Below are 12,663 nucleotides of genomic sequence, written 5' to 3'. Positions count from 1 at the left end.
CAGTGCGCCGCCGCCAGGCGCGGCACACGGGTGCCGCGCGCGACGTCATTCGGCGCAAGCGGGACAGAAACGACAGCGACGCGGCGGCGACGCCGGCGCTGCTCACGGTCGGCGGGAAGAAGACGCATCGGGCGCATCAGTAGGCGGTCTTCTGCCCGAGCACCTTGAACGCGGTCAGCACGATGATCCGCGTGTCCAGCCACAACGACCAACGGCGGATGTAGTCGAGGTCGTACTGGATGCGCTTCTTCATCGTGCGCAGCTCCGGCGTCTCGCCGCGGAAGCCGTTGACCTGCGCCCAGCCGGTGATGCCCGGCTTCACGTAGTGCCGCTGCATGTAGTGGTGGATCAGCTTTTCGTAGTGGGTGTTGTGCTGCGCCGCATGCGGACGCGGCCCCACCACCGACATGCTGCCGCCCAGGACGTTGAACAGTTGCGGCAGCTCGTCCAGGCTGGTCCGGCGCAGGAACGCACCGAAGCGGGTCACCCGGCTATCGCCGCGCGTGGCCTGCACCACCACCTCGCTGGGCTCCTGCTGCACGCGCATGGAGCGGAACTTGTACATGTAGAACTCGCGCCCGCCCAGGCCGTGGCGGCGCTGGCGGAAGAACACCGGACCCGGCGAGCTCAGCTTCACGCCCACCGCGATCGCCAGCATCAGTGGCCACAACACGGCCAGCGCGGCCAGGGCCACCAGCTTGTCCTGCAGCGCCTTGGCGACCACGAAGTAGGTGTTGCGGTCCACGCCGCCCTGGCGCAGGTTGATCACCGGCACGTTGCCGATCTGGTCGCCGGACTGGTTGAGCATGCCGAAGTCGAACAGGTCGGGGATCAGCCGGACCTGGATCGGATAGCGGTCCATGCGCTGCAGCAGTTGTTTGATGTGGTCGCGTTCGCCCAGCGGCAGCGAGATCCACACCTGCTCGACCTGGTGGTCGTCGAGGTAGTCGATCAGCGCGTCCGCGGTGCCTTCGCCCAGGCACTGCAGCTTCTGCGGATGGTCGGCCACCGACAGGTCGTAGTCGCTGCTGAAGTAGCCCATCACCTGCATGCCGACCCAGGGATTGCGGCTCAGGTAGTTGTGGATCTTCACCACCGGATGGCGCAGGCCGACCACCACCACCCGCTGCACGTCCACACCTTCGGAGCGCAGCCGGTTGAGCACGCCGCGCACCACCGTGCGCGAGAGCAGCAGCGTCGCCAGGCTGGTGACGAACCAGGTGCCGATCCACAGCCGCGAGACCTGCTGGCCGAACTGCACGACGAAGGCGTGCACCGCGAACAGCGCGAACACGCCACCGCAGGCCAGGCTCAACACCATCATTTCGCGCAGCAGGCCGCGCCCGCGCCAGCTGCGATACAGCGGGAACAGCGCGAAGCAGATCACTGCGTACAGCAGGGTGGTGCCGATCGCCACCCGATACGCCGGTTCCGGCATCCAGGTGCCGAACAGCAACCGATGGGTCAGCAAGGCGCCGCCGACCATGACGGTCAGGTCGGAGACGCGCAGCAGGATGTCTGCCGCGGCCGCGTACTTGGACAGCATGCGCGGCGAGGAGGTCGTATAGGTGGCGCTACTCAGGTCTGCCAAAAGCATGATCGGGATTCCTATCCAAACCCGGTCGATCGGCATGCGGGGGAACATGCGACGCCGCCGGGCCTCGATTTCGCCTGCCTATGGACCGCTGCGGCGCCTCCCTCGCCGACCCCAGGTCCACGGCAGCCCGTGACTACTTCAACAGAAGAACGTCTTCGTACAACCGCGCTGGAAAATAATGGAGCACCTCATTGCCTAGCTGAACCACGTATCACCTCACTGAAGACTGTGCGTCGAACCGATGCCGATGTGTGCGTTGCGGCACGCGCTCGCGCCATGCGCGGTGCGGCGCGCCATCGCGCTGCGACATCACGCCGAAGCCGCCGCCGCGGCTTCGGCCTCGCGGATGAAGTAGCGCACCAGCGCCACCGCCACCGCCAGGAACAAGCCGAACACGAAGGCCAGTGCCAGGCCGAGCAGCTTCTTCGGCGAACTCGGCTTGCCCGGCACATCGGCGCGGTCGACGATGGAAATGTTGTTGGTGCCCACGTTGCCGACCACGCCGATCTCCTTGTAGCGCTGCAGCAGCGCGTCGTAGAGCTGGCGGTTGGTGTCGGCCTCGCGGCGCAGCATGGTGTAGCGGATGCTGCGGGTCTGCAGGTCAAGTTCGTCGTTCTTCAGTGCGGCGATGCGGTCGGCGAGCAGCGTCTCCTGCTGCCGCGCCGCTTCGTAGTCGTTCTTCAGCGCACCGCGGATGTTGGCGATCTCGTCGGCGATCTGCCGCTTGGTCTCGGCGATCTGGTTCTGCAGGCGCTGCATTTCCGGATAGCCGGGCTGGAACGTGGCCAGCTTCTGCTGGTAGTCGGCGGTCAGCTTGGCCTGTTCGGTACGCAGGCTCTGGATCAACGGGTTGCTGACCACCTGCGGCAGGCCCATGCCGTCGCCGATGCCGGCCTGGCGCCAGGCCGCCTCGGCCTTGATCCGCGCGTCCTGCGCCGCGGCCAGGCGCACATTCAGCTCGCTCATGTTCTGTGTCGGCAGCGACGGCTTGTCCTCGCCCATCGACACGATCTGTTCCTGGCTGGAATAGTCGACCGCGTTCTTCTCCGACTCCTCGACCTTGTCGCGCAGTTGCGCCAGGCGCTCGGACAGGTAGCGCGCCGCGAACGAGGACGCCTGCAGCCGGCGTTCCTGGGTCGAGGCGATGAACATCTTGGCGTAGGTGTTGGCCACGCGCGTGGCCAGCACGCGATCGGGCGAATCGAAATTGATCCGCACCAGGCGCGAGTCGCGGACCGGCTCGATGGTCAACGCGTCCAGCACCCGTCCAACCAGCGCATTCTCGGCCGCGGCGGCACGCGCCTGCGGCGTCGGCGCACGCCCGTCGCCGTTGTCCTGCAGCTTCTCCAGGGCTTCGTCGACCAGCGGCTTGAACGCCGGCGCCTGGGTCAGCTTGGCCTCGCGGATCACCTGCCGCGCCAGCGAACGGCTGCCGAGCAGTTCGTACTGGGTCTGGTAGAAGTCGCGGTCCTGCGGCGACTCCACCGGCATCAGGTTGGCGACGTTGGCGACGTTGAGCGATTCGCGCTCGATCTGCAGCACGCTGGTGGCGCGGTACTTGGGCGTCATCAGCAGCATCACCAGCAGCGCCAGCAGCACCACGGCGGCGGTGATGCCGACGATCAGCCAACGCTGGCGGTACAGCGCATTCCAGTAATCCAGCAGGCCGATGTCGGCCGGGCTCAGCGGCGCGGCCACCGGGCGCGGACGCGGCGCGGAGGCGGGAGGCAAGGTGGAGGCGCTCATCGGTAGGCCCTCCAGACCATCACGAACGGGGTCAGTTGCACCACGGTACGCAGCAACACCAGCGCATCGGAGCGGTACACCACCACGATGTCGCCGCCGTAGATCGCCGGATCGGGCGCCGCGCCCTTCTGGATATCGCGCAGATCGAAACGGGCCAGCATCTTCTGCCCGCCGACGGTACGGAACACCACCACGTTGCCGCGGCTGGCCACGTCGCTGACGCCCTTGCCCAGCGACAGCGCCTGCTGCAGGGTCAGCGCGGAGCCCTGGATGGGATAGATGCCCGGCTCGCTGACTGCGCCGGTGACCGTGACCCGGTTGCCGGTGAACTCGTCCACCAGCACCGATACCTGCGGGTTCTGCAGATAGCCGTTGCGGTAGCGGTCGGCAATCTCCTTCTGCAGGGCATTGACGCTGGAGCCGGCGGCTTTGACGTCGCCGATCAGCGGCAGCGAGATGCGGCCCTCGTTGTCGACCCGCACCTGGCGCTCCAGATCGTCGACCTGGAACACCTTGACCGTGAGCAGGTCGCCCGGGCCGAGCAGGTATTCCGGCTTGCCCATGGACGCGGCAAGCGGATCGCCCGGCGGCAGGTCCGAACGCATCGCCGGCCCGCTGTTGCATGCCGACAGCAGCGCCAGGCAGAAAAGGGCCAGCGCCCAATGGAAGGTCACGGAGAGTTTACCCATGCGCGATGCTGATGCCCTCTGTCGAATGGTTTTCGAAGCGCCGCACTCGTCCAGCCGGCCAGGGTTCCCTCCCGGCCGGAGAATGATCACGGTGTCAATTCCTGCCTGGGACGAACGGCCCTGGCCAACAGCGAAGCTTCGTGTTGCAACGCACTATGGCACAGGCATCTGCCGTCACCAAGGCGTTACCCGACATTTTTTTGACGCAGTAACAGCAAGGTTCAACTACATGTCCGGCGATTCAGCCTGGCAAGGGCCCGTGAACGTTCCATCGACGCGGTGTTAACGTGACCAATGTCAATGCATTGACGCTGCATTGCTCCCAGTTCTGACGGGGCTTTCCGTTCCGGCTGGGCGACGGCGCGGCGCTGGAACGGCGCACTCCGGCGCTTTTTGTCTACGGCGACGTGCTCGCCGCCCCTCGCGGCGTTACAGATCGCCACGTGTGGCGACCCCGACACGCAACCGGCATGCGCGCCGGGCGTCCAAACGCCGCATCCCGATCAGCTCTCCAGCCAGCCCCAGCCTTCCTCGCGACCAAAACAAAAAGGCCCATGTCATGGACATGGGCCTTCGAAAGATGGTCGGGGTAGCCGGATTCGAACCGACGACCACTAGTCCCCCAGACTAGTGCGCTACCAGGCTGCGCTATACCCCGGTGTGTTGCGTCTCCGCCGTCATGGCGGACCCGCCTTGCGGCGAGCTGGCGATTATAGCGGGTTTGCGGCGGCCATTCCTAGCGTCAGCGAGCGCCGCGCCACCTCACCGCCGCAGCAACTGCAGGACTTCTTCCAGCTCCTGCCGCACCTGCTTGATGATCTGGTTGCTCAGCGCCGATTCCTGGCGGGCACCCTCGCCTTCCAGGCGCAGCCGCGCACCGCCGATGGTGTAGCCCTGTTCGTACAGCAGGCTGCGGATCTGCCGCACCATCAGCACGTCGTGGCGCTGGTAGTAGCGTCGGTTGCCGCGCCGCTTGACCGGTTCCAGGCTGGGGAATTCGGTTTCCCAGTAGCGCAGCACGTGCGGCTTGACGTCGCACAGCTCGCTGACCTCACCGATGGTGAAGTAGCGCTTGGCCGGAATCGGCGGAAGTTCGCGGTTACTGCCCGGGTCCAGCATAAGCCTCCACTCGCTCCTTGAGCTTCTGTCCAGGACGGAAGGTCACCACCGTCCGCGCCGAAATCGGGATCTCTTCGCCGGTCTTGGGATTGCGGCCGGGCCGTTGGTTCTTGCGGCGCAGGTCGAAGTTGCCAAAACCGGACAACTTCACCTGCCGCCCCTGCTCGAGCGCATCGCGCAGCACGTCGAAGAACGCATCGACGAATTCCTTGGCCTCGCGCTTGTTCAGCCCGACTTCGTCGAACAACCGCTCGGCCATTTCCGCTTTGGTCAACGCCATTGCCCTGCTATCCCCTGTACGTCTCAACCACGCATCCGCGCGTCGTGTTCGCGCGCCAGCGCGGCCACGGCATCGGCGACCACCGCCTCCACGTCGCGGTCTGTCAGAGTGCGCGTGTTGTCCTGCAAAATCAAGCCCATAGCGAGACTCTTGCAACCAGCCTCGACCCCCGCGCCGACGTAGCGGTCGAACAGCACCACCTCGCGCAGCAAGGGCCCCACCGCCGCACGCACGCTGCGCGCCAGCGCCGCCCAGCTCACCGCGTCCGGCACCACGAAGGCCAGGTCGCGACGCACCGACGGGAACCGCGACAGTTCGGCGGCGCGCGGCAGGGCGCGCGCGGCCAGCGGCGCCAGGTCCAGCTCGAACGCCAGCACGTCCACGTCGATCTGCATCGCCTGCAGCAGCCGCGGATGCAGCTGGCCGATCCAGCCGATCCGGGTTTCGTCGCGATAGACGTCGGCCGAACGGGTCGGGTGCGCGAACGGGTGCGTCGACGCCCGGTAGTCCAGGCGCGCGCCGGAGGCTGCGGCCAATGCGTCCAGGTCGCCCTTGAGATCGTGGAAATCCACCTTGCGCGCCGGCAGGCCCCACTGCAGGGCGTCGGCATCGCCGCACACGGCCGCCGCCACGCGCTGGGTCTCGGTCGGCGCCGCGCCGGCCTCCGCCGTCGCGGCGAACACCTTGCCCAGCTCGAACAGGCGCACGCGCCCGGCCTGGCGCGCGACGTTGCGGCCCAGCGCGGCGACCAGCCCCGGCAACAGCGACGGACGCATCACCGCCAGCTCGGCGCTGAGCGGATTGGCCAGGGCCACGCGCCCGTCGTGCAGGCCCCACTGGTCCAGCAGCGCGGCATCGACGAAGGCGTAGTTGATGGTTTCGAGCAGATCGCGCGCCAGCAACTGGCGGCGCACGCTGCGCTCGTCCAGTTGGATCTCGCTATCCATGGCGATGCGGGTGGCGCCGCCGGGCAAGGTGGTCGGCAGGCGGTCGTAGCCGTGGATGCGCGCCAGTTCCTCGATCAGGTCCTCTTCCAGGGCGATGTCGAAGCGACGGCTCGGCGCGGTGACCTGCCAGCCATCGGCCGAAGCGGCCACGTCCATGCCCAGCGCGCGCAGGATGCGCTCCACGTCGGCATCGGCGATCTCGATGCCGAGCACGCGCAGGATGCGCGCGCGGCGCAGCGCGATCGGCGCTGGCCTCGGCAGGAACTCCGGCAACTCGGCCTCGACCACCGGGCCGGCACGTCCGCCGGCCAGCTCCAGCACCAACCGCGTGGCCAACTCCAGCGCCTGCCGCGGCAATGCCGGGTCCACGCCGCGCTCGAAACGGTGACCGGCATCGGTGTGCAGGCCGAGCTTGCGGCCGCGGCCCATGATCGCCGCCGGGGCGAAATGCGCGGCCTCCAGGAACACGTGCCGGGTGGTCTCGGTGACACGAGTGGCCTGGCCGCCCATCAACCCAGCCAGCGCCACCGGCCGATCGGCATCGGTGACCAGCAGGAACCCCGGATCCAGCGCGGCCTCGCGGCCATCAAGCAAGGTCAGGGTCTCGCCGGCGCGCGCGTGACGCACACCGACCGGGCCCTGCAACGTGTCCAGGTCGAACGCATGCATCGGCTGGCCCAGTTCCAGCATCACGTACTGGGTGATGTCCACCAGCAGCGAGACCGGACGCACGCCGCTGCGGCGCAGGCGCTCGGCCATCCACAGCGGCGTCTTCGCCGCCGCATCCAGGTCCTCGACCACGCGGCCGCAGTAACGCGGCGCGTCGGCGCCCGCCGCCAGCGCGACCGGCAGCGTGCGCGCGCTGCTCACCGCGGCCGGCGCCACCACCAGCGGCAGCACGTCGCTGCCGCAGGCCGCGGCCACGTCGTAGGCGATGCCGCGCACGCCGAAGCAGTCGGCACGGTTGGGGGTGAGCTTGATCTCGATGCTGGCGTCGGGCAGGCCCAGATACTCGGTCAGCGCCTGGCCGATCGGCGCATCGTCGGGCAGTTCGAACAGGCCCGACGCGTCGCTGTCCAGGCCCAGCTCCTTGGCCGAGCAGAGCATGCCGTTGGATTCGACCCCGCGCAGCTTGGCAGGCTTGATCGCGATGCCGCCGACCTGGGCGCCGACCAGCGCCAACGGCGCAACCAGTCCGGCGCGCGCATTGGGCGCGCCGCAGACGATCTGCAGCAGCTCGCCCTGCCCGGCATCGACCCGGCACACCTGCAGCCGGTCGGCCTCGGGATGCGGCGCGGCCTCGACGATCCGCGCCACCACCACCTGCTGCAGGCCGTCGCCGAGCGACACGACCTCCTCGACCTCCAGGCCGATCGCGGTCAGGGTGGCCACAAGCTGCTCGCGCGTGGCCTGGGTCGGAACGTGGCTACGCAGCCAGTTTTCGCTGAATTTCATTGGGGAGCCGGGATTGGGGATTCGGGAGTGGGGATTCGTAAGAGCGGGTCAAGCGAGATCCGGAAGCCGCGTGGACCCGCTTTCGCGAATCCCCACTCCCGAATCCCGAATCCCCGCCCTCAAGCGAACTGCCGCAGGAACCGCACGTCGTTCTCGAAGAAGGCGCGCAGGTCGTTGACGCCGTAGCGCAGCATCGCGAAGCGCTCCACGCCCATGCCGAAGGCGAAGCCGGTGTAGCGCTCCGGGTCGATGCCGACGTTGCGCAGCACGTTCGGGTGCACCATGCCGCAGCCGAGCACCTCCAGCCAGCGGGTGCTGCCGTCGGGCTGCTGCCAGGCGATGTCGACCTCGGCGCCGGGTTCGACGAAGGGGAAGTAGCTGGGACGGAAGCGCATCTGGAAATCGCGCTCGAAGAACGCGCGCACGAACTCGGCCAGGGTGCCCTTGAGGTCGGCGAAGGTCGCGTGCTCGTCGACCAGCAGGCCTTCGACCTGGTGGAACATCGGCGAATGGGTCTGGTCGCTGTCGCTGCGGTAGACCTTGCCGGCGGCGATCATGCGCAGCGGCGGCGCATGCTCACCCATGTAGCGCACCTGCACGCCCGAGGTATGGGTGCGCAGCAGGCGGCCATCGCCGAAATAGAAGGTGTCGTGCATCGCCCGCGCCGGGTGGTGCGGCGGGAAGTTCAGCGCCTCGAAGTTGTGCCAGTCGTCCTCGATCTCGGGGCCGTCGGACAGTTCGTAGCCCAGCCGCGCGAAGATCTCGGTGATGCGCTCCAGGGTGCGGGTGACCGGATGCAGCCCGCCGCGTTCGCCGCGCCGGCCCGGCAGGGTCACGTCGATGCGCTCGGCGGCCAGGCGTGCGTCCAGGGCCGCGGTTTCCAGCAGCGCGCGGCGCTCGGCCAGCGCGGCGGATACCGTGTCGCGCGCGCGATTGATCGCCTCGCCGGTCAGCTTGCGCTGCTCCGGCGCCAGCGCGCCGAGCTGCTTGAGCTGGGCGGTGATGCTGCCGCTCTTGCCGAGCAGCGCGACCCGCAGTTGCTCCAGCGCCTCCGGACTCTGCGCCGCGGCGATGTCCGCCAGCGCCTGCCCGCTCAGGGAATCGATCTCACTCATTGCACTCGCGCCTCACTGCTCCGGCCGAACCCGTGGCCACCGTGTCCCGCCGATGCGGAACCTCCCTACCCGGCAGGCGCCCCGTCGCCGGGACGCCCAAAAACGCAAAAGGGGAAGGACTTGCGCCCTTCCCCTGCATGACTGCGATTGCTCCCGCCGAACACCCGCACATGGATGTGCGGGTTTCTGCGGGGACTCGCACTTATGCCGCCAGCGCGCCCTTCGCCTTCTCCGCCAGGGCGGCAAAGCCCTGCGCGTCGTGCACGGCGATGTCCGCCAGCACCTTGCGGTCGAGGGTGATGCCAGCCTTGAGCAGGCCGTTCATGAAACGGCTGTAGCTCATGCCGTTGATGCGGGCCGCCGCATTGATGCGGGTGATCCACAGCGAACGGAAATTGCGCTTCTTCTGCTTGCGGCCGATGTAGGCGTACTGCTGCGCCTTGATCACCGCCTGCTTGGCGACGCGGAAGACCTTGCGACGGGCGTTGTAATAGCCCTTGGCGAGGTTCAGAACTTTCTTGTGACGACGGCGCGCCTGGACGCCACGCTTGACTCGAGCCATGGTTCAGTCCTCAGAGGTAGGGAAGCATACGGTCAAGACGGCCTGCGTCCTCGGCACGGACGTGGTTCGTCTGCCGCAGGTTGCGCTTCCGCTTGGTCGCTTTCTTGGTGAGGATGTGGCTACGGTTGGCGTGGCCGGCCTTGTACTTGCCGGAGGCGGTCTTGCGGAAACGCTTGGCCGCCGCCCGGTTGGTCTTGATCTTGGGCATTGCAATGTCCTTGATGGTGTTTTGTCACTGGTCAGGGCGGTGGCTGCGCCACACTTTCCGTCCGTGCCCTTACCTGCTTGTAAGCCCTTGATCCACTGAGGATCCGGGCGGGTCCTATTGCCGCGCGAGCGGCAAACCCGATGAACTGGGCCGCGCATTATGCCAGGGCTTGGAATGCCTTGCAAATCATGCAGTTTGGGTGGCGCGCACTGGCACGCCGGGATTCCGGGAATGGAGCATCGGAAACGGCGCGCACGACGCAACCACGCAGCCTGCGTCGGGGCAAAAACGCCGGGATTACGATGCCAGTGGGCGCCGTGGGCGCCCGGTTGGTCGCGCGCCCGCGTTGGGCGGGGCGCGATCCTGGCCTGCGTCAGCGCTTCTTCGGCGCGATCATCATCACCATCTGCCGGCCTTCCAGGCGCGGACGCGATTCGATGACGATGTCTTCGCCCAGATCGGCCTCGATCCGCGCGGCCATTTCGCGGCCGAGCTCCTGATGGCTCATCTCGCGACCGCGGAAGCGGATGTTGACCTTGACCTTGTCGCCTTCCTCGATGAAGCGGCGCATGTTGCGCAGCTTGATCTGGTAATCGCCTTCGTCCGTGACCGGACGGAACTTGATTTCCTTGATCTCGACCTGCTTGGTCTTCTTCTTGGCTTCGTTGGCCTTTTTCTGCTGCTCGAACTTGAACTTGCCGAAGTCCATGATCTTGCAGACCGGCGGATCGGCCTGCGGCTGGATCTCGACCAGGTCGAGTCCGTCCTCTTCGGCCAGCGCCAGCGCTTCGTCGCGGGTCAACACGCCGACCATCTCGCCGTCCGCGCCGATCACGCGCACGCGCGGCACGCGGATCTCTTGGTTCTTGCGGTTCTGTTTGTTGTCAGGGGTACTGATGTTGCAATCTCCCAGGGGAATCGGACTGGTGCGGACGGAGGCTCCGTCCGCGCCAGGGTGGTGTCACGCCAACTGCTCTGCGCGCAGCCGTTCGGCGAAGGCGGCGACCGACATGGTGCCCAGATCCTCCCCCGATCGCGTACGGACCGCAATCGCGCCGTTTTCCGTCTCGCGGTCACCTGCGACCAACAGGTACGGCACCCGCTGCAGCGTGTGTTCGCGAATCTTATAACCGATTTTTTCGTTCCGCAAATCGGCCTCGATGCGGAAGCCTTGATTTGCAAGGAGTTTCCGCACGTTGTCTACATAGTCTGCCTGCGCGTCGGTGATGTTCATGACCACGGCCTGCACTGGCGCCAGCCAGGCCGGGAACATGCCGGCATGGTGCTCGATCAGGATGCCGATGAACCGCTCCATCGAGCCGACGATGGCCCGGTGCAGCATGACCGGATGTTTCTTCTGGCTATGCTCGTCCACGTACTCGGCGCCGAGGCGGCCGGGCATCATGAAATCCACCTGCATGGTGCCGAGCTGCCAGGTACGGCCGATCGCGTCCTTGAGGTGGTACTCGATCTTCGGGCCGTAGAAGGCGCCCTCGCCCGGCAGTTCCTGCCACTCCACCCCGCAGGCGCCGAGCGCGGCGCGCAGCGCGGCCTCGGCCTTGTCCCAGGTGGCGTCGTCGCCGAGACGCTTTTCCGGGCGCAAGGCGATCTTGATCTGGATGTCGTCGAAGCCGAAGTCGCCGTACACCTTCAACGCCTGCTGGTGGAAGGCGGTGACCTCGGCCTCGATCTGCTGCTCGGTGCAGAAGATGTGGCCGTCGTCCTGGGTGAAACCACGCACGCGCAGGATGCCGTGCAGCGCGCCGGACGGCTCGTTGCGGTGGCAGGCGCCGAACTCGCCGTAGCGGATCGGCAGGTCGCGGTAGCTGTGCAGGCCCTGGTTGAACACCTGCACGTGGCCCGGGCAGTTCATCGGCTTGACCGCGTAGGTGCGCTTCTCCGACTCGGTGAAGAACATGTTGTCCTGGTAGTTGTCCCAGTGGCCGGACTTCTGCCACAGCGACACGTCCAGGATCTGCGGGCAACGCACCTCGCCGTAGCCGCTGTCGCGGTAGACCTTGCGCATGTACTGCTCGACCACCTGCCAGATCGACCAGCCCTTCGGGTGCCAGAACACCAGGCCCGGGCCCTCTTCCTGCAGGTGGAACAGGTCCTGCTGCTTGCCGATCTTGCGGTGGTCGCGCTTGTCGGCTTCCTCCATGCGCAGGATGTAGGCCTCGAGTTGCTTCTTGTCGGCCCAGGCGGTGCCGTAGATGCGCTGCAGCTGCTCGTTCTTGGCGTCGCCGCGCCAGTAGGCGCCGGAGATGCGGGTCAGCTTGAAAGCCTTGAGGAAGCGCGTGTTCGGCACGTGCGGGCCGCGGCACATGTCCACGTATTCCTGGTGGTAGTACAGGCCCATCGCGGTGACGTCGTCGGGCATGTCCTCGATCAGGCGCAGCTTGTAGTCCTCGCCGCGCTGCTTGAACAGCTCGATCACCTCGGCGCGCGGAGTGACCTTCTTGATCACATCGTAGTCCTGCGCGATCAGTTCCTGCATGCGCTTCTCGATCGCCGCCATGTCCTCGGGGGTGAACGGGCGCTCGCTGTAGATGTCGTAGTAGAAGCCCTCGGCGATGACCGGGCCGATCACCATCTTGACCTCGGGATACAGCTGCTTGACCGCGTGGCCGACCAGGTGCGCGCAGGAGTGGCGGATGATCTCCACGCCCTCGGCGTCCTTGGCGGTAATCAGGCGCAGGCTGGCGTCATGGTCGATGAGGTCGCAGGCGTCGACCAGGCGGCCGTCGACCTGACCGGCGATGGTGGCCTTGGCCAGGCCGGGGCCGATGGACTGGGCCACGTCCATGGGGCTGACGGGATGTTCGAATTCGCGGCGGCTGCCGTCGGGGAGCGTAATCGTGATCATGGGAGTCGGCGAAAAGGGAAACGGGGGACGGCGTCCACGCCACCGTGGTGGCAGTCGAGGCAGGGCGCGGGACAGAAAG

Annotated in this window: 11 protein-coding genes and 1 tRNA gene; all 12 read right to left on the bottom strand. The window is 67.0% G+C overall.

Translation table 11 applies throughout. The features are described from left to right. Positions 1–136 precede the first annotated feature (136 nt). A complete protein-coding gene (locus GGR66_RS05735) occupies positions 137–1,597 on the bottom strand; it encodes an undecaprenyl-phosphate glucose phosphotransferase (protein ID WP_160967341.1) in 1,461 nt (486 codons plus the stop codon). A 309-nt stretch (positions 1,598–1,906) separates the two neighbouring features. Next, positions 1,907–3,343, bottom strand: a complete 1,437-nt coding sequence (locus GGR66_RS05730) for a GumC family protein (RefSeq protein WP_184447577.1) — start codon at positions 3,341–3,343, stop codon at positions 1,907–1,909. Beyond that, the gene (locus GGR66_RS05725; protein WP_048489932.1) at positions 3,340–4,032 is read right to left on the bottom strand and encodes a polysaccharide biosynthesis/export family protein; all 693 of its coding nucleotides are present in this window, start codon (positions 4,030–4,032) and stop codon (positions 3,340–3,342) included. Before GGR66_RS05725 ends, GGR66_RS05730 begins: the two co-directional genes overlap by 4 nt. A gap of 581 nt (positions 4,033–4,613) precedes the next feature. After that, positions 4,614–4,690: transfer RNA gene (locus GGR66_RS05720), tRNA-Pro, on the bottom strand. A 104-nt stretch (positions 4,691–4,794) separates the two neighbouring features. Continuing rightward, complete coding sequence (locus GGR66_RS05715) at positions 4,795–5,151, bottom strand: MerR family transcriptional regulator (RefSeq protein WP_009597860.1); 357 nt, start codon at positions 5,149–5,151, stop codon at positions 4,795–4,797. Continuing rightward, the gene (locus tag GGR66_RS05710) at positions 5,132–5,431 is read right to left on the bottom strand and encodes an integration host factor subunit alpha (RefSeq protein ID WP_003466661.1); all 300 of its coding nucleotides are present in this window, start codon (positions 5,429–5,431) and stop codon (positions 5,132–5,134) included. Before GGR66_RS05710 ends, GGR66_RS05715 begins: the two co-directional genes overlap by 20 nt. A 23-nt stretch (positions 5,432–5,454) precedes the next feature. Continuing rightward, the gene (gene pheT / locus GGR66_RS05705; RefSeq protein ID WP_184447576.1) at positions 5,455–7,833 is read right to left on the bottom strand and encodes a phenylalanine--tRNA ligase subunit beta; all 2,379 of its coding nucleotides are present in this window, start codon (positions 7,831–7,833) and stop codon (positions 5,455–5,457) included. A 119-nt stretch (positions 7,834–7,952) separates the two neighbouring features. Next, complete coding sequence (gene pheS / locus GGR66_RS05700; RefSeq protein WP_184447575.1) at positions 7,953–8,948, bottom strand: phenylalanine--tRNA ligase subunit alpha; 996 nt, start codon at positions 8,946–8,948, stop codon at positions 7,953–7,955. A gap of 202 nt (positions 8,949–9,150) precedes the next feature. Next, entirely contained in the window at positions 9,151–9,510 is a 360-nt protein-coding gene (gene rplT, locus GGR66_RS05695; RefSeq protein WP_010342859.1) for a 50S ribosomal protein L20, read from the bottom strand. Between the two features lie 10 nt (positions 9,511–9,520). After that, positions 9,521–9,718, bottom strand: coding sequence for a 50S ribosomal protein L35 (gene rpmI / locus GGR66_RS05690; RefSeq protein WP_010342861.1), 198 nt, complete (start codon positions 9,716–9,718; stop codon positions 9,521–9,523). 373 nt (positions 9,719–10,091) lie between these two features. After that, on the bottom strand, positions 10,092–10,616 hold the full coding sequence (infC, locus tag GGR66_RS05685; protein WP_304412340.1) for a translation initiation factor IF-3: 525 nt from the start codon (positions 10,614–10,616) through the stop codon (positions 10,092–10,094). Positions 10,617–10,679: 63 nt separating this feature from the next. Then, positions 10,680–12,584, bottom strand: coding sequence for a threonine--tRNA ligase (thrS, locus tag GGR66_RS05680; RefSeq protein WP_017911219.1), 1,905 nt, complete (start codon positions 12,582–12,584; stop codon positions 10,680–10,682). Between the last annotated feature and the right edge of the window lie 79 nt (positions 12,585–12,663).

The sequence above is a fragment of the Xanthomonas sp. 3498 genome (genome assembly GCF_014199795.1).
GTDB lineage: Bacteria > Pseudomonadota > Gammaproteobacteria > Xanthomonadales > Xanthomonadaceae > Xanthomonas_A > Xanthomonas_A rydalmerensis.
Note: the sequence above shows the minus strand (reverse complement) of the source record. Positions and strands in the feature narration are given on the sequence as shown.